The 23,054-nt window shown below is 59.1% G+C and carries 20 protein-coding genes and 2 pseudogenes; 8 read left to right on the forward strand and 14 right to left on the reverse strand.

What is annotated here, in order from left to right; all coding sequences use genetic code 11:
- Positions 1-1,245 precede the first annotated feature (1,245 nt).
- The 3 genes from V6R85_RS21250 to V6R85_RS21260 all read right to left on the reverse strand — a co-directional run bounded on the left by V6R85_RS21250 (position 1,246) and on the right by V6R85_RS21260 (position 3,741).
- A complete protein-coding gene (locus V6R85_RS21250) occupies positions 1,246-1,650 on the reverse strand; it encodes a VOC family protein (RefSeq protein ID WP_111785094.1) in 405 nt (134 codons plus the stop codon).
- Positions 1,651-1,797: 147 nt separating this feature from the next.
- On the reverse strand, positions 1,798-2,661 hold the full coding sequence (locus tag V6R85_RS21255; RefSeq protein ID WP_087746475.1) for an alpha/beta fold hydrolase: 864 nt from the start codon (positions 2,659-2,661) through the stop codon (positions 1,798-1,800).
- A gap of 177 nt (positions 2,662-2,838) precedes the next feature.
- On the reverse strand, positions 2,839-3,741 hold the full coding sequence (locus tag V6R85_RS21260) for a LysR family transcriptional regulator (RefSeq protein WP_162686279.1): 903 nt from the start codon (positions 3,739-3,741) through the stop codon (positions 2,839-2,841).
- Positions 3,742-3,842: 101 nt separating this feature from the next.
- On the opposite strand from V6R85_RS21260, the gene V6R85_RS21265 reads away from it, so the two are divergent.
- Entirely contained in the window at positions 3,843-4,469 is a 627-nt protein-coding gene (locus tag V6R85_RS21265) for an NADPH-dependent F420 reductase (protein ID WP_087746471.1), read from the forward strand.
- A 199-nt stretch (positions 4,470-4,668) separates the two neighbouring features.
- On the opposite strand, the gene V6R85_RS21270 is transcribed toward V6R85_RS21265, so the two are convergent.
- Positions 4,669-5,625 (reverse strand): NmrA/HSCARG family protein, encoded by a 957-nt coding sequence (locus V6R85_RS21270; protein ID WP_087746479.1) that lies wholly within the window; start codon positions 5,623-5,625, stop codon positions 4,669-4,671.
- A gap of 29 nt (positions 5,626-5,654) precedes the next feature.
- On the opposite strand from V6R85_RS21270, the gene V6R85_RS21275 reads away from it, so the two are divergent.
- From V6R85_RS21275 to V6R85_RS21290, 4 genes and pseudogenes are all read left to right on the forward strand, one after another.
- Positions 5,655-6,635, forward strand: coding sequence for a LysR family transcriptional regulator (locus V6R85_RS21275; protein WP_236773446.1), 981 nt, complete (start codon positions 5,655-5,657; stop codon positions 6,633-6,635).
- 449 nt (positions 6,636-7,084) lie between these two features.
- Positions 7,085-7,723 carry a GntR family transcriptional regulator gene (locus tag V6R85_RS21280; protein WP_087746469.1) on the forward strand — a complete coding sequence of 213 codons (639 nt, stop codon included), beginning with the start codon at positions 7,085-7,087 and terminating at the stop codon, positions 7,721-7,723.
- 2 nt (positions 7,724-7,725) lie between these two features.
- Positions 7,726-8,895, forward strand: coding sequence for a M20 aminoacylase family protein (locus V6R85_RS21285; protein ID WP_111785095.1), 1,170 nt, complete (start codon positions 7,726-7,728; stop codon positions 8,893-8,895).
- A 114-nt stretch (positions 8,896-9,009) separates the two neighbouring features.
- Positions 9,010-9,903 (forward strand): annotated as a pseudogene (locus tag V6R85_RS21290) (alpha/beta fold hydrolase).
- A 76-nt stretch (positions 9,904-9,979) separates the two neighbouring features.
- Here V6R85_RS21290 and V6R85_RS21295 read toward each other — a convergent pair.
- Positions 9,980-10,789: an SDR family NAD(P)-dependent oxidoreductase gene (locus V6R85_RS21295; protein WP_087746465.1), complete on the reverse strand. Its 810-nt coding sequence runs from the start codon at positions 10,787-10,789 to the stop codon at positions 9,980-9,982.
- A gap of 31 nt (positions 10,790-10,820) precedes the next feature.
- On the opposite strand from V6R85_RS21295, the gene V6R85_RS21300 reads away from it, so the two are divergent.
- Positions 10,821-11,207 (forward strand): winged helix-turn-helix transcriptional regulator, encoded by a 387-nt coding sequence (locus tag V6R85_RS21300; RefSeq protein WP_087746463.1) that lies wholly within the window; start codon positions 10,821-10,823, stop codon positions 11,205-11,207.
- A gap of 369 nt (positions 11,208-11,576) precedes the next feature.
- Positions 11,577-14,246, forward strand: a complete 2,670-nt coding sequence (ligD, locus tag V6R85_RS21305) for a DNA ligase D (protein WP_087746460.1) — start codon at positions 11,577-11,579, stop codon at positions 14,244-14,246.
- 12 nt (positions 14,247-14,258) lie between these two features.
- Here the strand turns inward: ligD and V6R85_RS21310 are convergent, their stop codons facing one another.
- From V6R85_RS21310 to V6R85_RS21320, 3 genes are all read right to left on the reverse strand, one after another.
- Positions 14,259-14,531 carry a hypothetical protein gene (locus tag V6R85_RS21310; RefSeq protein WP_087746459.1) on the reverse strand — a complete coding sequence of 91 codons (273 nt, stop codon included), beginning with the start codon at positions 14,529-14,531 and terminating at the stop codon, positions 14,259-14,261.
- A 12-nt stretch (positions 14,532-14,543) separates the two neighbouring features.
- Complete coding sequence (locus V6R85_RS21315; RefSeq protein ID WP_087746457.1) at positions 14,544-14,843, reverse strand: DUF982 domain-containing protein; 300 nt, start codon at positions 14,841-14,843, stop codon at positions 14,544-14,546.
- A 74-nt stretch (positions 14,844-14,917) separates the two neighbouring features.
- Positions 14,918-15,391, reverse strand: coding sequence for an Hsp20 family protein (locus V6R85_RS21320; RefSeq protein ID WP_087746455.1), 474 nt, complete (start codon positions 15,389-15,391; stop codon positions 14,918-14,920).
- 318 nt (positions 15,392-15,709) lie between these two features.
- Between V6R85_RS21320 and V6R85_RS21325 the strand changes: the two genes are divergently transcribed.
- Positions 15,710-16,990, forward strand: a complete 1,281-nt coding sequence (locus V6R85_RS21325; protein WP_306966111.1) for a Fic family protein — start codon at positions 15,710-15,712, stop codon at positions 16,988-16,990.
- 114 nt (positions 16,991-17,104) lie between these two features.
- Here V6R85_RS21325 and V6R85_RS21330 read toward each other — a convergent pair.
- From V6R85_RS21330 to V6R85_RS21355, 6 genes and pseudogenes are all read right to left on the reverse strand, one after another.
- Positions 17,105-17,658, reverse strand: a pseudogene (locus V6R85_RS21330) (efflux RND transporter permease subunit); the annotation flags it as partial.
- Positions 17,659-17,714: 56 nt separating this feature from the next.
- A complete protein-coding gene (locus V6R85_RS21335) occupies positions 17,715-18,476 on the reverse strand; it encodes an SDR family NAD(P)-dependent oxidoreductase (RefSeq protein ID WP_020811817.1) in 762 nt (253 codons plus the stop codon).
- A 3-nt stretch (positions 18,477-18,479) separates the two neighbouring features.
- Positions 18,480-20,162, reverse strand: a complete 1,683-nt coding sequence (locus V6R85_RS21340; RefSeq protein WP_087747451.1) for an SMP-30/gluconolactonase/LRE family protein — start codon at positions 20,160-20,162, stop codon at positions 18,480-18,482.
- Positions 20,159-21,142 carry an NAD-dependent epimerase/dehydratase family protein gene (locus V6R85_RS21345; protein WP_020811819.1) on the reverse strand — a complete coding sequence of 328 codons (984 nt, stop codon included), beginning with the start codon at positions 21,140-21,142 and terminating at the stop codon, positions 20,159-20,161. The genes V6R85_RS21340 and V6R85_RS21345 overlap by 4 nt, the downstream gene beginning before the upstream one ends.
- Positions 21,139-22,221, reverse strand: a complete 1,083-nt coding sequence (locus V6R85_RS21350) for an ABC transporter ATP-binding protein (RefSeq protein WP_020811820.1) — start codon at positions 22,219-22,221, stop codon at positions 21,139-21,141. Before V6R85_RS21350 ends, V6R85_RS21345 begins: the two co-directional genes overlap by 4 nt.
- 2 nt (positions 22,222-22,223) lie before the next feature.
- Positions 22,224-23,054 (reverse strand): ABC transporter permease subunit, encoded by an 831-nt coding sequence (locus V6R85_RS21355; RefSeq protein ID WP_112978639.1) that lies wholly within the window; start codon positions 23,052-23,054, stop codon positions 22,224-22,226.

A 23,054-nucleotide genomic window follows, 5' to 3' on the forward strand; every position in this document is an offset into this window, starting at 1 on the left:
TGCCCAAGAGCGTCCGTCAAAGCGTGAAGGAGGTCGATGATGATTTCTAAGACGGACGCTACGGAAGCTTTTGTCTGACGCACTGTTCGAGGCCGTAAAAGAAATGCATCTCTACAGTCAGGTTGGAGATGAATATTCCATAACGGATAACGGCAGCCTTGTTCGCGAATATCAAGGTCGCTGGCCAGGCGATCGCAAGATGACGTCGTACGTCGTTACATGCCTTTGCGCGGGTTCTGCTGGCGTGGCGGTGACATTGACCAGTGATCTACGAGACTACCGCAAAAATCGCTCGTTCTATCGCGCGATTTTTTGCGAGCTTACAGGTACTGTCAAATCAGCCGAAACTATAAGCACCTGAATCTTAGTGGCCGTTGCCAGGCTTGGCGTGTCGCCGACGCGCCATCGAGACGATATGGCTGCTGCGGCATCTGAACCCGGATCCAGATCGATGACGATAATCAATGCCGGGCGCGACGCAGCTCGCTGAACGCCCGCCGAACCGTTCTTGGAAAGGCGGGCGCCGCCATATGCCTTACGGCCATTGACCGCTAATTATGCAACCAATCGCTTCCCAACCGCTGTACTCATACCACGCGTAATTAGGATCTTTGCACCCCTGCGCAAAGCTGGCTGTTTGCACCATGGATGGTTTCATCGAATGCTGGCTCTCGGACGGCGCTGTAAGACGCGGGATCGATGCGGATGCGTTGGATATCGCGAATGCCACGGCCGCGGTGGCAATAAGACTAATTCTGAATTTCCTCACGGTTAATCCTCTCGGTTGCCAAGCCCTACCAACTTCAACTCAATGGTCTTCGAAATGTCAACTGTGGTTGTACTGTCTGCGGAGATGACCCCATTCACGCCGGACAGACGGCCTAGCAGTCCGAGCATCAAGGCGCTGGTATGGTTCCTGGGGGAGGTCTTTGTCCTCCCAGTGATCGAGGATATCATATCGCGTTTATTTCTAAACAGTGGCTCAAGTTAGGAGAAGCTCTTCCAAGTACCAGCTGCTTTGGCTGCCATAGAAGTGCCTCCCCCGTTCTCAATCCAGCGTATCTGTAAGCGGGCGGATTCTGCCGCCATCAGTCTCGACGTCCACCGCATACAATTATTTCAAAAAGATAGTGCGGCACTTAATTTGAGATTCTAGCTTCGATGTTGGCGCTTAATGTGAGTCTAGCCGCCGAGAAAACATGGTTGCCGGCGGCCCAGCTTCATCATCACGGATACTCTCTGTGACTACGGCGCTCCGTTGATCTCGACGACATTGAAGTCGGGGTCACGGAGGTAGAGCTGTGGAAAGCCGGCAAGGCCGTTACGAAAGATCAGCAGACAATGTGGATCGCCCTGAGGCAGGTCTTCGCGGAAACCAAGTCGCATCAGTCGATCGACGGCGTCGTCGAAATTGTCCGTGCGGAAAGCGAAATGCCAGTCGTTACGATCGACAGCAGGGTTCTGTCGGAACGTGCCTTCCGGATATTCGACAAGATGCACTTGTAGGTCGCCACACGCCAGCCAGGCACCGCTAACGGAAAAACTCGGCCGCGCGATCTCGGTGAGGCCGAACGCGTCGCGATAAAACGGCAATGATTTACCAAGGTCGGCGGTGATGATCGATACATGATGCAACGCAAGCAAAGACATGGCTGCCCCCTAACGATACCGCAACGTCCTACACTACCAGAAGCCTGCCGTGCATGCCATCGGAGGGGCTAGGCCTGCACTACAACGCTAATGCTGATGCGGCCAAGCCACCGTCCGGGTTGGTCGGGTCTTCTTCTCTGCGAACGCTCATCGTATTCGTGCGAAGAATGCCTCAATCTGGTTCGCAACCTCATCAGGGGACTCTTCTGCCATGTGATGTCCACTTTCGATACCATGCCGCAGCACGATCCGGTCGCTCCAGTCCGACCAGGGGTCTGCTGGGTCTCCGTACAGCCTTTCCATATCGTCCTGCCGCGACCAGAGAACTCCCAGGGGGCATTGGAGGTGTCTATCAGACTCCTTGTCGCGTTTGTCATCGTCGTAATCAAACTCAAGTCCTGCGCGATAATCAGCAAGCATGCCACGCACCACCTCAGGGTCTCGGGTGGCGGTGAGGTAATCCCGATTATTTCCTGACCCAATGGCTGCTTCCGCAGGATACCAAAGTTCGGGATTGCTGCGGATTGCAGCTTCAGCTTTTTCGCTTTGCGCAAAAAAGAACCAGTGCCACCAGCTCTTTGCAAAGCGCCAATCTGCGCGGCTCAAGACCTCGTAGATCGGAATGCCGTCCATGACGACAAGGCCGGACACACTTTCAGGAAAGTCCATCGCCAGCCGAAATGCGCGATACGATCCACGGTCGTGGCCCGCGATCCCGAATCTGTCGTGACCGAGAATTGCCATACACTCATGTAATGCCGCGGCCTTCGCTTTTCCCGAACTATCCGCGAGTGTTTTCGGCTGATAGCTCCGCCCGAACCCGGGCATGTCTGCACAAACAACCGAGAAATGACGCGCAAGTCGGGGAGCCACCCTGAACCAGGTCGTATGCGTTCTCGGGTGCCCGTGAAGAAGGAGGATTGGGAAGCCGGACCCGCCATGCCGCAAACGAATCTCGCCATGCGATGTGGTTACATACTGTTCAGTGAAACCTTCAAAGAAGCCGGCCATCGTCTGTCCTTCAATCAGGTTCCTGTTCACTCGCCGGAAGACGGAGTGTTCGCACACAATTCCAGCCAGACCTTTGGGATCTAGGTTTCGAACCAAATCGACCCTCTACCCCGGTAATGAGTAGTTCGTTCGCTCGCTATCTGCGGAACTCACCAGTTGCCAGAACTCCCGCCTTGTCTAGTCGGCGTCAACCTTCCCGAATTCGTCCAATAGCGCTTCGACGAAGCTTTGTACCTTGGCGGTAGGCCGGCGCCCGACGGGGTAAATCACGTGCATTGGACGAGACGGACCCTCGTGGTCGGGCAGCACCTGGACAAGTCGCCCGGCAGTGATTTCTGCGTTCAGCACACTTTCCGGCCCCAACGTGATGCCATAGCCTGCGATCGAGGCATGCAACAAGGCCTTCCAGTCGTTGCTACGGATTCTACCGCTGATACGCACCTCCTCGCTTTTGCCGCTGCGACTGAACCGCCAGCGGCAGGGAGTCGAGGACGGCCCGTCGCCATAGGCAAGGCAATCATGCTGCTCCAGATCCAGAGGAATTCGAGGGGTGCCATGCCGGATAAGATAGTCCGGAGACGCACATGCAATCAGCCGATAGGGAGCGAGAGGAAGCGCGATCAGCGATGGGTCTTCGACCTCGCCGATCCTTACCATCACCTCGAACCCCTCCTCCAACGGATCAACGAAACGGTCGTTGAGAGTAAGGTCTATTCGCATGTCCGGATAGCGGTCGAGATAGCGCGTCACGAACGGCGCCAGACTAAAGGCACCGAAGGTCACCGGAGCATTGACCCGCAGCACGCCTTTTGGCTGGGAACGCATATCAAGTGCAACGGATTCAGCCGCCTCGACGTCTGAAAGCAGCTGCTTGCAGCGGTCATAGAACGCCCTTCCCACGTCGGTCAGACTTTGTCGCCGCGTCGTGCGGTGAAGTAACGCCGTCCCAAGTCGGTCCTCCAGGAACACAACATGTTTGGCGACCATTTGGGGTGACATTCCCAAGGCCTCTGCTGTGGCGGCAAAAGAGCCCAGGTCGGAGGCTTTGACAAAAACAGCCATGCTCGAAAGTTTGTCCAAGATTACCCCCTTACAGTTGGGAATGTCTGCTTGCATTGGCGATTTATCTCAATGTGGCACTCAATTAAACCCATGTTTGCGAAATCAATCGGAGAAACATCATGAAAATTGGAATCATAGGGGCGGGCATGGTTGGCCGTGCAATCGGCAAGCTCGCTGTCGCTTCGGGCCATTCTGTAATGTTGAGCAATTCGCGCGCTCCTCAGACCCTGTTCAGCCTGAGCCGCAGCATTGGCTGCCAAGTAGGAACGGTGGACGAGGCCGCGGCTTTCGGCGAACTCGTTATCATCGCAATTCCACTGGCAGCCTATCGGTCTATTCCGGTTGAGCCACTCGAAGGCAAACTGGTGATCGACACGAACAACTACTACGTCGAACGCGACGGCAACATTCCAGAACTGGACGCAAGCGAGACAACGACAAGCGAAATGCTGGCGCGTCACCTGCCGCGCTCACGGATCGTCAAGGCGTTCAATGCGATCGTCATGGACGACCTCGAAAAGGGTGGACGACTGGCAGGATCATCTCAACGTCGAGGCCTTCCTTTGGCCGGCGACAATTCCGCCGACAAGGCAGTCGTCGCAATGCTCTATGACCAGTTCGGCTTCGATGCAGTGGATGCCGGCCTTCTTGCCGAGGGATGGCGATTGGAGCGCGGCAGGCCGGTTTATTGTGTCCCGATGGATGCCGAGCGCCTCAAAGATGAGCTTGAGAACACGATCCGCTAGTCGGGCGGGCAAACAGCTGAGAAGATTGCCGTCGCCGAGATCCTTCGCTTTCGACATCCTGCGGCTTGATAAGGTTCAGGCGGAAGCGTCGCCCCGAAGGGATCCAACCCTGCGAGCGGCTGAGTTTCGAAGGCGTCGGGAGGACACTACAGGCAGGATGACGGCCACCCAGGTTACGGTCGCCGTCAATCCTTAGCGGCTAGATAATGCCAAACGCTTTTCGATCGCCGTTCCAGTTCGTCGTCCTGAGGAACTGCTCCCAACTCAGGCTTGCTGGGTTGATCCGTCGGCTCCATTCGAGATCACGGTCCTTGCGGAAATAACCCTGCTCTACTGCATATTCCGCCATACCGATGATCTCACGGACGAGCTCCTCGTTCCTCGCAAACTCGGGAAAGTGGTCTACCAGTTCCTTGGAGCTATAGGCGGAGGCGTAGACGGCCTTTTTCCCGGTGACGCGGGTAAATGTCTCGATCATCTCGGCCGGAGAGAGGATGTCGCCGATGACCGGTAGGGTATGACCGGTATAGGTGTCCGGGTGATCGAAGATCTCCAGGACCGCTGGCCCGGTCGCCGTCAGCGGATCGACAAACGGAGCTTGAAAATGCTCCGGCAGGTAGACCGGAAAAACCAACGCGTCGCCGTCCTTACGCGGAACATAGTATTCGAGCAGGTTGGTGTAGAAGAATGCGAGCTGAATGAACGAGCTTCGGATCGGAAGACCACGGATGTAGGCCTCCACCCTTGCCTTGTCCGTGAAGTGCGGCGCGAACTTCGTTCCACCTGTAATGCTGTCGACGTTCTCCAGCGAGCTGAAGACGACGTGGCCGACGCCGGCCTGAACGCAGGCGTCTGCAAGCTCCTTCCCGATGTCGAACTCATAGCCCGCTGGCGGGACGACACCTGGCGTCATCAGGAAGGCCATCTGCGCGCCTTGGAATGCTTTGACGAGATCCTTGCCGTGATTAAGCGCGAGAGGTACTTCGACAAGCTCGGCGCCCTGTTCAGCCAGCCGAAGCGCCTCGGGGGAATCGATACGGCTCGTAAGGGCACGCACTCGGTACCGCCCGCTCCCCAACAGGGACTGGGCGACGCTGCGGCCCTGCTTGCTCAGGCTGCCAGCCACCACGACCAGGGGTTTGCTTTCGATCGACATATAGACCTCCATCAGCTGTTGGAGCTTCTTTGACGCTCCTTGCGGAAATGGTCATCGCAGCTCGCAACGTATCTGTGAAATCGATTCCTTTTGGTGCTACCATCCAGCAGATGGATACATCTCGAATAGACCTCAACCTCCTAGTCAGCCTGGAAGTTCTTCTCGCAGAGCGAAACGTCACGAAGGCGGCCTCTCGGCTTGGCCTGAGCCAGCCAGCGCTCAGCGCTCAGTTGAACCGTCTCCGCGACCTGTTCGAGGACCCGCTGCTGGTTCCTGCCCACCGAGGCATGATTCCGACGGCGAAGGCGCTCGAGCTGCTGGAACCACTGCGGGCATCGCTAGACCAGTTCCGCAAGATGCTTCAAAGTCATGACATGTTCGCCCCGGAGACCGCGGAGCTGAAGGTGGCCATCGCCTGCACGGATTATGTCGAGGCCACTGTGGCAATCCCTCTGATCCTGGCTTTGCGCGCGCAAGCTCCCAGAATACGCGTCGCGGTTCATCGCCTGAACCCACCGGCATTGGCCCGGCAACTTGCAGACGGCGAGGTCGATTTCGCCATCGCCACTCCTGATCCAAATCATCAGGACCTTCGCACTCAGTGCCTGTTCGAAGAGAGCTATGTTCTCATTGGCCGGAAAGGGCATCCGCGGATCAGGGAGGCGCGGACGGTGGAGGGTTTCGCCGGCCTCGAACAGGTGATCGTCTCTCCGTCCGGCGGAAGCTTCACTACGCCGGTCGATGCCTTACTGACGGCACAGGGCTGCCAGCGAAGGGTTGCTGCCTCGGCGGCCACCTTCCTGATCGTTCCTGGAATGGTTGCGTCCAGCGACCTCGTCGCCCTGGTACCGCGACGGCTACTGCGGACCGCCGGGCCTCCACTCGACGTTATGGAAGTTCCGTGGCTGTCGGAAAGTTTCGAGGTGGCGCTGATATGGCATGAGCGCAGCCAAGGACATCAGGGCCACCGCTGGGTACGCGAACTTGTTCAGCATCTGACAGCCGGCTAGGAAGGGTAGGCAAGCTGGACAGCTTCGGTTCACAGATTTGGATTTTGCTGGCCCAAACCGGATCGCCGCAGAGGCTTGAAACATCGGGAGCGGCGGCTACGTCTCCTAAACTTTCAGGTCTCGAACCAATTCGAACTTCTGACGCGTAATCAAGCGGACCACATGCACAGGTCTGCCGACCAGCTTAGTTGGGAAAAAATAAGCTAACTGCGTTCTTGCCGTGAGGCTATCCGCAGCCTCCGACACTCCACGACGCGCTCGCCGAGCTTCATCATAACTCACGAGGGCGCTTGAGAAACAGCTAATCAAACTGGCATGCGGTTGGTTCGCCGGGCCCATAACACGTTCGAGCGACGTAAAATCGGAGTGAGTGGCAACCAGGCCATTACTTCAGTCTTCCGCATGTACCGCTGCTTGACAGCCCAGCATTTTTATTATTGGATACAATTATGATTTCGGATACTGAAAAGACTCAGTCGGAAGCGGCGACCGACAAGATTAGGACGCTTATCCTGAGTGGGACATATCGTCCCGGTCAGCCACTTAGGCAGGAAGCCTTATCGGGACACTTGAGTATCAGTCGCACTCCTCTCCGGCACGCGCTTCAGTCACTCGCCGAGGAAGGGTTAGTCGAGGCAGTCGGCTTCAAGGGAGCACGTGTTGCACAACCTGATTTGCAAATGGTGCGCGATCTGTTTGATATGCGCCTTCTGCTGGAACCGCTTGCACTCAAGTCTGCGCTTGAGCACCATACAAAGCTTGATTTCGCCAAGGCAGAGATGGCGCTCGATGCAGCTGACGCAGAACGCGACCTCTACAAGCTCTCCCAGTTGAATTGGGAATTCCATCATGCGCTCTACCGTCCGTCAGGCCGGCGAACGCTCATGAGGACCATCGAGCATCTCAACAGGGCATCTGCTTTTGCGGAAACGATTGCGAAGTCCATCGTTGTCAGATCGGAGAAATCGGCTGCCGAGCATCGCGAACTGCTGCAGGCCTGCCGCAACGCGGATGCGGATGGCGCAATTGACCGCCTGACGGAGCATCTCCAGCTAGCCTATCGCGACATTCAGAACACGGAGTACTGACTGTGCCGGTCATCAACAGGATCGCAGAATTCCACGATGAGATGAGCAAGTGGCGGCGTCATCTTCATGCCAATCCAGAACTTTCATACCAAGAGCATCAAACAGCAAAGTTCGTCGCTGACAAACTTCGGTCCTTCGGGATCGAGGTCAGCGAAGGCATTGGCGGAACCGGCGTCGTTGGCATCCTGTACGGGGGTCGAAGCGGCCAACGCTCCATTGGTCTGCGCGCTGACATGGACGCGCTCGCGATTGAGGAGCGCAACGATTTTGGACACCGTTCGGTAAACATGGGCGTCATGCACGCTTGCGGGCACGATGGGCACACAGCCATGCTGCTGGGTGCCGCCCGCTATCTTGCCGAAACCCGCAATTTTTCGGGCCGGGTTGTTTTCATCTTCCAGCCTGCAGAGGAAATGGGCGGCGCGGATGGCGGGGCGGCTCGAATGATCCGCGAAGGATTGTTCGAAACCTTTCGATGCGACGAAATATACGGCTTGCATAATTGGCCGGGAATGGACATCGGAACCTTCGCGGTTAAGGCCGGCCCGATGATGGCGTCGGGCGATAGCTTTGAGATAGAGGCGTCCTCCAAGGGCATGCACGCAGCGCAACCACACAAGGGCGCTGATGTCGTTCTGACGGCTGGCCATATCCTTGTTGCGCTTCAGCAGATAGCGGCCCGAAACACTGATCCTCTCGACGCCCTTGTCGTCAGTGCAACGCAGATCCATGGTGGGGACGCTTACAACGTCTTGCCGAACACAGTCACCATTCGAGGGACGGTGAGAGCTTTCTCTCCCCGAGCACGCGCGGCAGCGGAATCGGCGCTTCGCCGCGTCGTCGAAGGTATAGCGTTGTCGACAGGTGCCCACTGCAAGGTGTCGTACGCTCAGCAATATCCGACCCTCGTTAACTCCGAGCCGGCGGCGCAAGCGGCCGAAGCTGCAGCATTATCGGTATTCACTAAGGTCGAGACAAACCCGCCGCAGACGATGATTGTCGAGGACTTCGCCTTCATGCTTGAAGACCGCCGCGGATGCTACGGGTGGATCGGAAATGGCCCGGATGACAATGGCCGGATCCTTCACAGCGCGTGGTTTGATTTCAATGACGAGGCCCTGCCTTTCGGGGCTTCCTATTTCACCGCAGTCGTTGAACAGCAACTGCAATGATAACCCGCGTGCGCACCCTCTTCTCAGCGTCCGGAAAGCTAACCAAACCGCCGCCAAAGGGAGGCGCTCGCAAAGAGAGTGCGTCACGAAGCAGTTCCAGATGCGAGGACCTCCATGCGAACAGCCAAAACCAAAACACTCGAAATTGCTTATTTTGAACACGGCTCGCCCGAAGGTTGGCCTGTGGTGCTGAGCCATGGGTTTCCGTACGACATACACGCCTATGACGAGGTGGCCCCTCGCCTGGCGGAAGCGGGAGCGCGGGTGATTGTCCCGTACCTGCGCGGCTTTGGTCCAACGCGCTTCCGGTCCAGCTCCACGATGCGCAGCGGTCAGCAGGCTGCTCTTGGCAAGGACGTCATCGATCTGCTGGACGCTTTTGGTATCGAGAAGGCCATTCTCGCCGGCTATGACTGGGGCGGCCTTGCTTCATGCGTTGCATCGGCACTGTGGCCCGATCGAGTGGCCGGCCTGGTCTCCTATGCGGGTTACGACGTTATCGATGTGAACCGGCTCGGCCACGCCTACCAGCCCAGCCTCGAACAGGCTGTCTGGTACTAACATTTGTTTCAGCACGAGCGCGGCCGCGAGTGCTTGGCTCTCCACCGCCGCGATTTGTGCAGGATCCTCTGGAAGCAGTGGTCGCCGACCTGGGCGTTTGACGACGCGACGTTTGACCGGACAGCGGCCTCTTTCGACAATCCGGACTTCGTCGATGTCGTCATCCACTCCTATCGGTTCGACTTCGGGAACGCAGCGGGAGATCCCGCTCTGGCTGATCTGGAAACGCGGTTGGCCGAAAAGCCACCCATAACCGTCCCCGCGATCACTATCGACGGGACCCAAGATCCGTTAAAGCCCGGCGGAACGGCTGATCATGCCCCCATGTTCAAAGCACGACACGAGCATCGAGTGGCCGGGTGCGGACATAATCTGCCCTGGGAGGCGCCACATGATTTCGCCGACGCTATAACAACAGTTCAAGGTTGGTGCAGTTTCGCGTCCTAGAGGCCGCAATCGGTTCGTCGGACTTGGAGCGGCACCGACTGCCGATCCGTGGGCGTGGCGCTCCTTTCGTATCCGTCTAGAGGCCGGGCCACATTCCTCCATCAGGCCGCAGATTCGCCCCGGTGATATAGCTCGCACGCGGGCTCGCGAGGAAGGCGACAGCATCGGCAATTTCTTCCACTGTGCCAACCCGCCCAATTGGCACTTGCGCGAACATTGGCAGTGCGACCCTTTCGACTTCGGGCCATGGTGCATCTGGCGCAAGCCCTTGCGTAAGGGCCGCCTTGCGGAACGCTTCATCAAGACTGGCGCTGTGAATCGTTCCGGGCGAGACTGTATTCGCCGTAATGCCTTCACGTGCGACGGCCTTTGCCAACGAAGCGGTCATCGCAATCATCGCCGCCTTTGCTGCGGCGTAGTCTGGTTTTTTGGACGGAGGCATCAAACCCGCGAGGCTTGAGATGTTTATGATCCTTCCCCACTTCGCAGCCCGCATGTTGGGCAGCAAGCGGGATGTCACCCTTACGGCAGCAAGCACATTCCGGTCATATCCGCTCGCCCATGTCTCGGTTCGCGTCATCGACCAATCCTCCAATTGACCGGAGCCACCGGCATTGTTGATGAGGATTTCTACAGGTCCAACGAGAGCCTGCGCTTCATTGACCAGGTGCTCGACGTCGTCGTCTTTCGTCAGATCACCGACAACAGCAACTGCGCGCCCGCCTCGGCTACGGACGTTGTGAGCAACCTCTTCGGCTTTATCCCTGTTTCGACCATGAACGATCACGATTGCCCCTTCGCGAGCGAGCGCTTCAGCGATTCCTTCGCCAATGCCCTTGCTGCTGCCGGTCACCAAGGCCACCTTACCGCCGAGTCTTAGATCCATCACGACCTCCCTTCTCACGAGGACGCAACTAATGGACAGCACCGTGAATGAGGCAATTACGCACTTAAAAGTGCCTATGGAATTGGAAGACGATCGAAACGTCTGCCTCGGCCCGGACGGTTCGGTCGCTCACGTAACGAGAACGCTCAATATGGTCGAGGGCCGATGGAAACTTCCAATCTTGTTCCGCCTTTTTGAAAAGGCTCCAATGCGGACGTCGCAGCTATTGCGGGATATTCCGGGTGTTTCGCAGAAAATGCTAACGCAACATCTTCGAGATCTCGAAGACGATGGCCTCGTGAGGAGACACGATTACAACGAGCAGCCTCCACGTGTTGAATATGATCTTGCAGCTTCCGGCCGTGATCTGATGCCGGTTCTCACCGCAATGAGGGACTTTTCGCGCCGACATCCCTGATTGCCTGGGAAGAGCCGAGCCCGCGGAAGCCGAATACGCCATTGCCCGAGTTCATTCAGGAGGTACACCGCCCCCGCTGCAGCGCAGTTATGCTAACGCGCGTACACCAATTCGGACGGGACCATGTCGATCATTCAGAGCCGATGGCGCTCCTATTCAAATCCATGGAACAAAACAACAATCTGTTGCTTTTTGCTTGTTGAGATCGCGTGCTGTGTCAACCGGACGTGACAGGGATGACGAACGCGATGATTTTTCCGGTTTCTCATCGCGGCCAACGAAACGGCAGCCGAGCGTCTTACCTGTCCGGCCCGCGCCTCGTCCCCGTCCTCATCCGAGACGGGAGGCGGATTTTAACCGGGGACAGCAATGGCCAGCGACAAGCTCTCGACCTACAAGCAGAAGCGCGATTTTCAGAAGACGCAAGAACCGAGCGGCGCAGCGAAGCTGAAGGCATCGAACCGCAGGCGCTTCGTCATCCAGAAACACGACGCCACGCGGCTGCATTACGATCTGCGGCTCGAACTTGATGGCGTCTTCAAGTCTTGGGCCGTCACCAAGGGACCATCGCTCGATCCGCACGACAAGCGGTTGGCGGTCGAGGTCGAGGACCACCCGCTCGACTACGGTGACTTCGAAGGCACGATCCCCAAAGGACAGTATGGTGGCGGCACGGTGATGTTATGGGATCGCGGCTATTGGGAGCCTGAAGGCAGCAAGACGCCCGAGCAGGCGCTGGCCAAGGGCGACTTCAAGTTCACCCTGGAAGGCGAGCGGCTGCATGGCAGCTTCGTGCTGGTGCGGATGCGCAACGACCACGACGGGGGCAAGCGGACCAACTGGCTGCTGATCAAACATCATGACGACTTCTCGGTCGAGGAGAACGGTGCTGCGGTCCTCGAGGACAACACAACGTCGGTCGCCTCCGGTCGAACCATGGAAGCGATTGCCGCCGGCAAAGGCTGGAAGCCGAAGCCGTTCATGGTCCAGAGTGGCGAGATCCAGGCGGATGCGGTCTGGGACAGCAATCACGGCCTTGCTGCTGAAGAACGCAAAGCCGAAACCAAAACCAAGAAGAAAGCGCCGGCCAAAGCTGCCAAAGCAGCGAAGGCCGCAATGCCGGACTTCATCGCGCCGCAGCTCTGCGAGACGCGCGAGCGTCCGCCTGCCGCCGATGGTTGGATCCACGAGATCAAGTTCGACGGATACCGCATTCAGATGCGCATCGAGAACGGCCAGGTGACGCTCAAAACCCGCAAGGGCCTCGACTGGACGGCAAAGTACCCGGCAATCGCCGAATCCGGCGCCGCGCTTCCTGACGCCATCATCGACGGCGAGATCTGCGCCCTCGATCAGAACGGCGCGCCAGACTTCGCAGCACTTCAGGCGGCGCTCTCGGAAGGCAAGACCGACGAACTGGTATATTTCACGTTCGACCTTTTGTTCCAGGCTGACGAGGATCTTCGGGAACTGCCGCTGATCGAGCGAAAGGATCGGCTGCAGAAACTGCTCGATGACGCAGGCGAGGATCCCCGCCTGCGCTTCGTCGAGCATTTCGAGACCGGCGGCGACGCCGTTCTGAAGTCGGCCTGCAAGCTATCGCTCGAAGGCATCGTCTCCAAACAGGCGGATGCTCCCTATCAATCCGGCCGCACCGAGACATGGGCCAAATCCAAATGCCGGGCCGGCCATGAGGTGGTGATCGGCGCCTACGCCACAACCAACGGCAAGTTCCGGTCGCTGCTGGTCGGCGTCAATCGCGGCAGCCATTTTGTCTATGTCGGCCGTGTCGGCACGGGCTATGGCGCCGGCAAGGTCGATGTTCTGCTGCCCAAGTTGCGCGCGCTGGAAACGTCCAAGTCACCGTTCACCGGGATTGGGGCGCCGAAGAAGGATCCCAACGTCGTCTGGGTGAAGCCGGATCTGGTGGCAGAGATCGAGTTCGCCGGCTGGACCGCCGACGGGCTTGTCCGCCAGGCGGCCTTCAAGGGATTGCGGGAAGACAAGCCAGCAGGGGAAGTCGTCGCCGAGAAGCCGGTCGAACCAGCTGAGGTGGAAACGCCCGATCCGGAGACACAGGCCAAGCCCAAACGGCCCGCAAAGACGCCGCGCAAAGGCGGCAAGGAAGATGTCATGGGCGTGTTGATCTCCAACCCGGGCAAGCCGCTTTGGCCGGACGCCAACGATGGCGAACCGGTCACGAAGGTGGAACTGGCTCGTTACTACGAGGCCGTCGGCCCTTGGCTGATCGATCATATCAAGGGCCGCCCGTGCTCGATCATCCGGACGCCTGACGGTATCGGCGGCGAGCAGTTCTTTCAGCGCCATGCGATGCCGGGGACGTCCAATCTTCTGGAACTGGTGCAGGTCTTCGGCGACAAGAAGCCGTATTTACAGATCGATCGCGTCGAGGGCTTGGCCGCGATCGCGCAGATCGGCGGCGTCGAGCTCCATCCATGGAATTGCGAGCCGAAACTCCCTGAAGTGCCGGGTCGCCTGGTCTTCGATCTCGATCCGGGTCCGGACGTCCCCTTCTCCACCGTCGTCGAAGCCGCCCGCGAGATGCGTGACCGGCTGGAGGAACTCGGCCTCGTCAGTTTTTGCAAGACCACCGGCGGCAAGGGCCTTCACGTCGTCACGCCCCTTACTGTCGCGAAGGGCAAGAAGCTGGCGTGGCCCGCGGCAAAGGGTTTCGCGCACGACGTCTGCCTGCAGATGGCGCGCGAGAACCCGGAACTTTATCTGATCAAGATGGCGAAGAACCAGCGCAATGGCCGCATCTTCCTCGACTACCTGCGCAATGACCGCATGGCGACCGCTGTTGCGCCTTTATCTCCGCGTGCCCGTGCCGGTGCCACCGTATCGATGCCGCTGACATGGGCCCAAGTGAAGACAGATCTCGATCCGAAGCGGTTCACGATCCGCACCGCGCCGGCTCTTCTTGATAATACAAGCGCCTGGCAGGATTATTGCGATGGACAGCGCTCACTGGAGCAGGCAATCAAGCGGCTCGCCAAGTCGATGAAGCGGGCCGCCTGAACGCGCCGGCCATCAAAAACCGTAGCGCTGATCGAGTTCTTTCAGGGCAGCCTGCACCTCATCGATCGAGACAGGAGTTGTTCCCGGTAGCTGACGGAGTGCTGGCTTGGAAGCGACGGCGTAAAAGTCCGACGCCCATGCTGCAAGAATGGCGCGCTTGTCATCGACGGAAAGGGCCGGCGCTCTCACCACGTCGATCGGTCGCCGAAGCTGCATACCCTGAAGCAGGACCGTCGGTCCCATCGCCATCGCATTGTTGGTGGCCTGCTGGAGCAAATCGTGCATCGTCCCACCACCTCACAACACGTGCGGATCTTTGTCTCTCCGCAAGCGCGTTGCGGCGATCACATTGGTTTCCGGCGCCAGCAGATCATGTTTCTCGGCAAAGGCAGCAAACAGGCCGCGCGCTGTCTCGGCTTCGATTTCACCACGCAGCGCGGCACTGCATGCCTTGAGCGCGATCGAATGGGCGGTGTCCCGGCTTGAGGCCGGCCACTCGGAAAGATGCCGGTAGGCGTCCATCACGCCGCGAACCTCTGCCGGAAAGCCGAGGCCGACTAGAATGGAAACAGGCTGTCTGAACATATCGGGTTTCATCGCTCTCTCCTTCCCAACCCGGAATGTTGATGGGCGCCGTAGCCACGGCGCCCTTGTTCTGCAGTCAATGCGGGTTACGCTGCCTTCTGCGCTTCGATCTGTGCCGGAGCTGCAGATGCCAAAGCTGGGGCGCTTTCGATGGTAATTTTTCGCGGCTTCAGTGCCTCGGGGATCTCACGCACCAGATCAATCGACAATAAACCGTTGCTCAGGTCCGCTCCGTTTACCCGGACATGGTCGGCAAGTTCGAAGCGGTGTTCGAACGGCCTCCCGGCAATGCCGCGATGCAGGTAGCCATCTGAGGAAGCTTCCTGCTTCTTGCCGGTGACTGTCAGAAGGTGGGACTGAAACGTGATGTCGAGATCGTCTTGGGTGAAGCCCGCAACCGCAATCGAGATCCGGTAGGTGTCATCGCCGGTCTTGACGATGTCATAGGGTGGCCAGTCGCTGATCGAGCGGGCGCGCTGTGCGTTTTCGAGAAGATTAAAAACCCGGTCGAAGCCGACGGTCGAGCGGAACAGCGGTGCGTAGTCATAAGATGTTGCCATAGCCATATCCTCCTTGAAGCAACATGGGTACGGAAGCGCCCAAAGGCGGCGCTCCCAGCAAGGCCAGCCCTCGTTTCAGCGGCTGGCGGCAAACGATTTGGTTTTTGGGAATTTCCGATTCAAGAGCACCGGTCGAAAAAATTTAAGGTTACGCCAACCGGTCAGTCGAGTTCATAAACCGCAGCATTGTCCTGGATTGTTGATTATCGCACGAATTTGACCCACTTTTTCATTTCGGAGCGATCCGCTCACACCACCAAAAGACGTTTCCAGTCAACACCCTAGGTGAGATTAGGTGACACAACGCGAAATGGAAACGTGGCGCAAATTCTGCCGAAACTCAGCACTCTGGATCAAAATGCTTATGACGCGGAGATTACACGGAATAATATCCGCATAATTGCGGACATTGCACTTGCTATTCTCCGCATCTGGATCTTATCCTCCACTATGACTTATATCTGGCAATCTCCCCAATGGCCGAAGTTTGAATGGAAACTCGAGCACTTGGCACCAAGGCTTGCGGCCGTACGCCTCGATCAGGGGCGTCTTATCGGCCGTGTCGAGAGCCTCGGATTTCGTACGCGCGAGGCAACGTTCCTGCAGGCACTGACAGACGACGTCGTCAAGTCGTCGGCGATCGAAGGAGAGCGACTAGATGAACAGCAGGTCCGATCATCATTAGCCAGGCGGCTCGGTATCGACATCGATGGGTTCGTGGCGCCGAACCGCTCTGTTGAGGGTATTGTCCATATCACGCTCGACGCCACGATCAATTGCTCGCACCCACTAACGGCAGAGCGGCTATTTCAATGGCATGCAGCACTGTTTCCGACCGGACGAAACGAATGGGGTCACAAGCTGCGTGTCGGCAATTGGCGTGACGACTCAGGCGGTCGTATGGAAATCGTGTCAGGCGCGTTCGGATACGAGAAAGTTCACCATGTCGCGCCGTCGGCAGATCGCTTAGAGCGTGAGATGTCGACCTTCCTCGAATGGTTCAACGAAACGCATGATCTCGATCCTCTCGTAAAAGCGGCTGTCGCCCACCTTTGGTTCGTAGCCATCCATCCTTTCGGTGATGGCAACGGCCGCATAACCCGTGCAATCGCCGACATGACACTTGCACGTAGTGGCGGCGGCGCACAGAGGCTTTACTCCATGTCTGCCGCTATCGAGAGGTCGCGCATTGGTTATTACGAAGCCCTGCAATCGATCACAAGCAATGAAGCTCTCGATATCACGAGTTGGATCGAGTGGTTTCTGGATCGTCTGGGCAACGCTGTTGGAGGCGCGCTGGCAACCCTCGACAACGTCATGCTGAAGAATGATTTCTGGCAAAAGCATGCTGCGCATGATCTTAACCCACGACAAGCCAAGGTTCTCAACAGGTTGCTAGAAGGTAACTTCGAGGGCAAGCTTACATCAACGAAGTGGGCGAAACTAACGAACGCATCCCAGGATACAGCGTCCCGCGACATTGCGGACCTGCTAGTGGAAGGTATCCTCCGAAAAGGAGATGCTGGGGGGCGCAGCACAGCCTATGAACTGATTATGGATTTTCCGGAGAACCCTACGCCCCGATCCGAGGGAGGTTGAGCCGCAGGCCGCAGACAAGGCGATGACCTTGCGCTTGGGAAGCAAAAGACAATGTCGTCGGCGTATTGGCATCAACGCGCCAAGCGTGTTAACGCCCGCGCCGATCAGCGTCTAGGCCATAGATCCCCAGAAGACCGAGTGCGTTATCGGAATGAAGGCGAGGACGGCAGCGAGTGCTGTCAGAATAATGGGTCGCGTCCTCTGCACGGTCGCTTCGATGACGGCATAGTAGTCATCCAGACCGGCCGCTCGTTTTCCTTGGTCTGTTCCGTCAGGATCAGGGTATTGTGTATGAGGATGCCCGCCAATCCAATCAAGCCTAGGATGGCGTTGAAGCCAAAGGGCTGGTTGAAAACGAGCAACATCGGAACCACGCCGGCAAGCCCCAGCGGCCCTGTCGGCATCACTATCGTCATCGTCGACAGGCTGCGGACCTGAAGAATGATGACGATGAGCATGGCAGCGACGATGGCCGGGAAAATCTTTATCAGCGCGACATTCGCCTTGAGAGGTTCCTCGATACTGCCGCCCATTTCGATGCGGTAACCGACGGGAAGCGAAGCGATCAATGGTTGAAGGGCCCTGAATACCTGCTGCGACACTTCCGGCGGCTGGGTTGCCTCGCTTATGCCCGAGCGGATGGTGATGACGGGCGTGCGGTCGTAGCGTCAGCACCCCAATACCAGGATATTTGTTATCCCGCTCAGCTATGCCAGCAAATCCGTCAATACCCGCCCGTCAGAAAAATACTCTCCCCGGTCATGAAACTGCAAGCCTCGGACGACAGGAAGATGGCGGCACCCACCATTTCTTCCGGGTGCCCGGCACGGCCCATCCAGTTCAGCGTCCGGACATAGTCTGTCCAGCCTTCGGGATCCTCATCACGACGGTGGGCATTGCGGTCGGTGTCTATGAGGCCGGGAGCGAGCGTGTTGAGCAACACATTGTCGCGCGCATAATCCCGCGCCTGACTCTGGACCAGATTATGCTGCGCAGCCTTGGTGGCGGCATAGGCGGTAACGACGCCCTTCGGCCGCAGCTGATTGACCGAGCCGATGGAAACCACCCTGCCCCATTTGCGGGCCGCCATGCGCGGCAGGGCCGCCTGCAGCAAGTCCACGGTCGAGCCAAGATTGACCGCCAGCTGAAACGCCAGATCGTCCCGCGTCAGTTCCGACAGCACGGCATTGATCTGGGCGCTGGCATTGATGACAAGAATATCGACCGGTGCAATCGCCTCGGCGCGTTCGATGAGGTCATGACCTGCACCGGGTTCGGACAGATCGCCCGCCAGTTCCTGTGCCGTGCCGCCGCTTGCGACGATCCGGTGTTGCACGGCTGCGGCGGCATCCGGCTTTACGCCATGCAGGATGACATGGGCGCCCGCACCCGCCAGCCCCTCGGCAATGGCAGCGCCTATTCCACGGCTGGAACCGGTGACAAGCGCCGTGCGGCCCTTCAATCCAAAGACGCTTTCGAGACGCATGCTTTATCCTTCAAACAGCGAGATGCGCGCGCCGGCAATTCCCGGGCGGCAGGAAAACAGGCCGCCGGAGAGCGGCGCGTCGGCGAGTGTGGATGCAGGCAGGCGCGTGCGGGCGCTGGTGATGAACAGCGTCGACAGGTCCGGCCCGCCAAAGGCGATGCTGGAAGGGCGCGGCACCGGCATGTCGATCACCTGATCCAGCTTGCCGTTCGGAAGATAACGGCGCACGCACCAGCCATCCCAGATGGCGCACCAGACCCCACCTTCCGCATCCACGGCCAGACCATCCGGCCGGCCATCGGCCACCGGAATGCGGGCGAATTCCCGGCGCTGCGACAGGGCGCCCGTCGCCGGATCGCAATCATAGGCATGGATGAGGCCGGGCACGGTATCGACGAAATAGAAGGTCCTGCCATCGGGGCTCCAGCCGAGACCGTTGGAAACCATGATGCCGCCTTCCTTGCGCTCGGATGCGCCATTGGCATTGATGCGATAAAGCGCACCCGTGGGTTTGGAGGCATCGATCCGCATCGAGCCGACCCAGATCGCGCCATCCGGCCCGCATTTGGCATCGTTCAGGCGGTTGTCGGCGATGCCAGCCTCCGGGCTGACAAAGGGTGTCAGCCGGCCGGAGGCGAAATCCAGCCATTCGACGCCATCGTGCGACGCCACCAGCAATCGCCCTCCGGTGACCGGAATGACGGCGCTGACCAGCTTGCCGGTCTCGCAGGTTTCGTTGCGGCCAGTGGCGGGATCGAAGCGGTGCACCGCCGGATGCAGGATATCCACCCAGTAGAGCACGTTTTCCCCTTCGTGCCAGACCGGGCTTTCCCCGAGTTGCGCACCCCATGGCAGAATGCAGCTGAGTTCAGCGCTGGGGCGGCCCGTTACCGAACGCGGTCGTGGCCGCGAGCTGATCGCCACGGCCCCGGCGGCACCGGTAATCCGGCGGGCGGCAGCAATCAATTCGCGCCCGGCGGGATGGATATTGGAGGAATCGAGCCGCGATGACGGCCCAAGCGCAACGAGCACACCCATCGGCGTATTGTCACGGCCCATGACAGGGGCGGCGACCGAATTCACCCCCGGCAGATGCTCCTCGTAAGAAATCGAATAGCCCCGCGCCCGCGTCAGCGTCAGATCGGCCTGCAGCGCATCGAGGGTGGTGATGGTTTTGGGTGTCTGCAGATCGAGCGTCTGGCGATCCAGCAGGGCGCGGCCGACGGCGGGATCCTGAAAGGCGAGCAGCGCCTTGCCCGGGGCCGTGCAATGCAGGGGAACGCGGCGTCCCACCTCGACGCGCACCGAAAGACCGTTCGGCGAACGCTCGGCCAGATATTGCGTCATGGTGCCGTCAAGCCGGCACAGCGCAACCGTCTCCCCTAGTTCAGCGGCCAGCCGCTCCAGTTCCGGCGTCGCCGCCGAGACGAGATCGAAGCTCTCCCAAACCTTATGGGACATTTCCAGAAAACGCTGGCCCAGAACATAAGTGCCACGGGCCTCATCCTGACGGACGAGGCCATAGGCGATGAGGGTGCGCAGGATGCGCGCGAATGTCGGCTTCGGCAGACCGGAGGCGCGCAGCAGCTCGGCAAAACGTAGCGGTTCCGGCGCATCGGCAACCATATCGAGCAAGGTCAGCCCCTTGGCCAGCGCCGCCGTGCCGCCCGGCGTCTCCGGTTTCACCGCCTCTGCTCCTGCGCGAGTCGCTGCCGCCTTGCGGCCGCCGCGTCGTCCAGCATCCGGTCCATCGTCCATTCCGCTTCAAACCCCAAAGTGTTTCTGATCCGCTCGTTGGACGTATGGTAATAAACGCCGTCGCCGGGAAAATCGACTGTCACGATGGGCAGGCCGGTCAGTGCCGCAATCGTCGGCAGAAGCGCGGCGAAATCGGCCGGTTCATCGGCACCCAGATTGAAGGTGCCACCCGCCGCCTCGGGGTGATCGAGAGCGAGCAGAATGCCCGCCACCATGTCGCGCGTATCAGTTATATGCATACGGAACGGCCGGCCGTTTTCATTGCGCGCCAGAATGTGCGACGGCTCACCGATATCGCGGGACTGGAGCAACTTGGCGATCGCAGTGTTTCCGAAATTCTGCTGCTGGCGAATGCGCGGCCGCAGGAAAAACCGGGGACCTGAAAAGAAACTCTCCTCATCCAGCAGTTCCGCCGCATCCTGCGTATGCGAAAACCGCAGGATCACCGTTTCCATGGTGCCGCTTCGCTGGTGAAAGCGCACCAGCTCTTCGCCCAGAAGCTTGGTCAGACCATAGGGCGAATTGGGGCAAAGCGGATGGTCCTCGGTGACCGGCAGGAATTCCGGACGGTTTTCCGGATAAACCTCACCCGAGGAGGCGAAGACGAACCGCCGTACGCCAGCCGCTGAAGCCGCATCCAGAATCCGGCGCGTGCCCTCGACATTGACGGCAAACATGCGGTCGCGATCCGCCGGAGCCCATGACATGAAGGCGCCCAGATGCAGGACGACGCTCACACCCTTGATGGCGTCGGACAGTGCCTGCGCATCCTCCAGAGACCCGACGACCTCCTCGCCGCCGGTTCCTGATGGCCTGAGATCAAAACCGCGAACGGCGCGGCCCTGCATGCGCAAGTCGGCGACAACGGCACGGCCGACACGGCCTGCCGATCCGGTGACGAGGATCATAGCCGTGCTCCGGTCTTTGCATCGAAGAGATAAAGCTGGGCCGGATCGAAACCGAGCCGGAGCGCCTCATCACCGGGAAGGTTGCCGGTATGCGAAACGCGCGCGATCAGCCCCTTGGACTTGCCCTCCTCGCCATCCGCGACCCTTGCGCCTTCCGCATCGAAATAGACGTATTTTTCCGATCCCAGGCTTTCCACCAGCGTCGGGCGGACATCGAAGGTGACCGGCGCATCGCCCAGAACGAGATGTTCCGGCCGCAGACCGACGATCACGCTGCCCTGGCGGCCGACGGCGCCCGGCAGGGAAACCTGTTGCCCAAACAGGGTAACAATGCCGTCACGCAGTTCCGCATTGAGGAAATTCATGCCCGGCGAGCCGATGAAACCGGCAACGAAAAGATTGGCCGGGTTGTTGAAAAGCTCGTCCGGCGCTGCGATCTGCTGGATGATGCCGCCCTGCATGATGACGACCCGGTCCGCCATGGTCATGGCTTCCACCTGGTCATGGGTCACATAAACGGTGGTGACCCCTATGCGTTTGTGCAAAGCGCCGATTTCGGCACGCATGTGGACGCGCAGCTTGGCATCGAGGTTGGACAGGGGTTCGTCCATCAGGAAGGCCTGAGGCTGGCGCACGATGGCGCGGCCAAGCGCGACGCGCTGCCGCTGGCCGCCCGACAGATCCTTGGGCTTGCGTTCGAGATAGGGCGTCACCTCCAGAATGCGCGCGGCATCGTCGACCCTGCGATCGATTTCCGCCTTGTCCGTACCACGCATCTTAAGACCGAAGCCGATATTCTGGCGTACAGTCAGGTGCGGATAAAGCGCATAATTCTGGAACACCATGGCGATGTCGCGGTCGCCCGGCGCCAGATCCGTGACTTCGTTATCGCCGATGAATATCTGCCCTTCGCTTGCGGGTTCGAGACCGGCGAGGATTTTCAGCATCGTCGACTTGCCGCAGCCGGAAGGCCCGACCAGCACCACGAACTCGCCGTTCTCGATCTCAAGCGAAAAGGGCCTGAGCACGTTGAGCGCGCCATAGGATTTGCTGACGTTGCGAATGGAAATATTGGCCATGCTTATTTCTCCGCGCCAGCGGTGAGGCCGCCGACCAAATAACGTTCCAGGAACAGGTAGATTGCGATGATCGGCAGCGCGATGAACACGGATGCGGCGGAAATGTCGTTCCAGTAGGTGACATATTCGCCCTGCATCGTGGTGATGCCGAGATTGGCCGTCCAGTTGTCCGGCGAGTTGACGAGGAAGGTGCGCGCATAGGCATAGTCTGCCCAGCTGAGCACGAAGGCATAAAGTGCGGTGGCGGCAAGCCCCGGTGTGGCGATGGGAAGCACGACGCGCACCATCGCGCCGATCGGCGAGCAGCCGTCGACCATGGCAGCCTGTTCCAGCTCCTTCGGAATGGTGTCGAAATAGCCTTTCAGCATCCATGTGGCGAAAGGAATGATCATTGTCGAATGCGCCAGAACCAGCGTCCACAGGCTGCCGATCAGGCCGAAGCTGGAAAAGATCGAAAACAGCGGAATGACGAGCAACGTCGCGGGCAGCATCTTCGCCGTCAGGACGAAGAGACCCATGGTCGCGCCGCCCCTCATGGAATAACGCGACAGCGCATAACCGGCGCTGACCGAGACCAGCATCGACAGCGCCACCGAACCGATCGCCGCCAGCATCGAATTCCAAAGCCACAGCAGGATCGGTTTTGCCGCCCAGACCCGGGCGAAAATGTCCCATTGCGCATCGTCGGGCCAGAAGGCCGGTGGCAGGCGATACAACTCATCGGTGGTGGAAAGCGCAGTGACCAGCAGCCAGTAGACCGGGAACAGGATCATCACCAGCGTGAAGATCACAGTCGCATAAAGCGCAAGGCTCTGTAAAAGTGTCCGTTTCAT

This window comes from Agrobacterium sp. CCNWLW32 (assembly GCF_037083425.1).
Lineage (GTDB): Bacteria > Pseudomonadota > Alphaproteobacteria > Rhizobiales > Rhizobiaceae > Agrobacterium > Agrobacterium radiobacter.

Excerpts from the sequence above, each read along its gene's own strand:
- V6R85_RS21295 (WP_087746465.1), bottom strand. The coding sequence starts at position 10,789 with ATGGATCTAAGACTCGGCGGTAAGGTGGCCTTGGTGACCGGCAGCAGC.
- V6R85_RS21255 (WP_087746475.1), bottom strand. The coding sequence starts at position 2,661 with ATGGCCGGCTTCTTTGAAGGTTTCACTGAACAGTATGTAACCACATCG.
- V6R85_RS21355 (WP_112978639.1), bottom strand. The coding sequence starts at position 23,054 with ATGAAACGGACACTTTTACAGAGCCTTGCGCTTTATGCGACTGTGATC.
- V6R85_RS21350 (WP_020811820.1), bottom strand. The coding sequence starts at position 22,221 with ATGGCCAATATTTCCATTCGCAACGTCAGCAAATCCTATGGCGCGCTC.
- V6R85_RS21315 (WP_087746457.1), bottom strand. The coding sequence starts at position 14,843 with ATGAAACCCGATATGTTCAGACAGCCTGTTTCCATTCTAGTCGGCCTC.
- V6R85_RS21345 (WP_020811819.1), bottom strand. The coding sequence starts at position 21,142 with ATGATCCTCGTCACCGGATCGGCAGGCCGTGTCGGCCGTGCCGTTGTC.
- V6R85_RS21265 (WP_087746471.1), top strand. The coding sequence starts at position 3,843 with ATGAAAATTGGAATCATAGGGGCGGGCATGGTTGGCCGTGCAATCGGC.
- V6R85_RS21300 (WP_087746463.1), top strand. The coding sequence starts at position 10,821 with ATGGACAGCACCGTGAATGAGGCAATTACGCACTTAAAAGTGCCTATG.
- V6R85_RS21250 (WP_111785094.1), bottom strand. The coding sequence starts at position 1,650 with ATGTCTTTGCTTGCGTTGCATCATGTATCGATCATCACCGCCGACCTT.
- V6R85_RS21335 (WP_020811817.1), bottom strand. The coding sequence starts at position 18,476 with ATGCGTCTCGAAAGCGTCTTTGGATTGAAGGGCCGCACGGCGCTTGTC.
- V6R85_RS21270 (WP_087746479.1), bottom strand. The coding sequence starts at position 5,625 with ATGTCGATCGAAAGCAAACCCCTGGTCGTGGTGGCTGGCAGCCTGAGC.
- V6R85_RS21280 (WP_087746469.1), top strand. The coding sequence starts at position 7,085 with ATGATTTCGGATACTGAAAAGACTCAGTCGGAAGCGGCGACCGACAAG.
- V6R85_RS21320 (WP_087746455.1), bottom strand. The coding sequence starts at position 15,391 with ATGGCAACATCTTATGACTACGCACCGCTGTTCCGCTCGACCGTCGGC.
- ligD (WP_087746460.1), top strand. The coding sequence starts at position 11,577 with ATGGCCAGCGACAAGCTCTCGACCTACAAGCAGAAGCGCGATTTTCAG.
- V6R85_RS21310 (WP_087746459.1), bottom strand. The coding sequence starts at position 14,531 with ATGCACGATTTGCTCCAGCAGGCCACCAACAATGCGATGGCGATGGGA.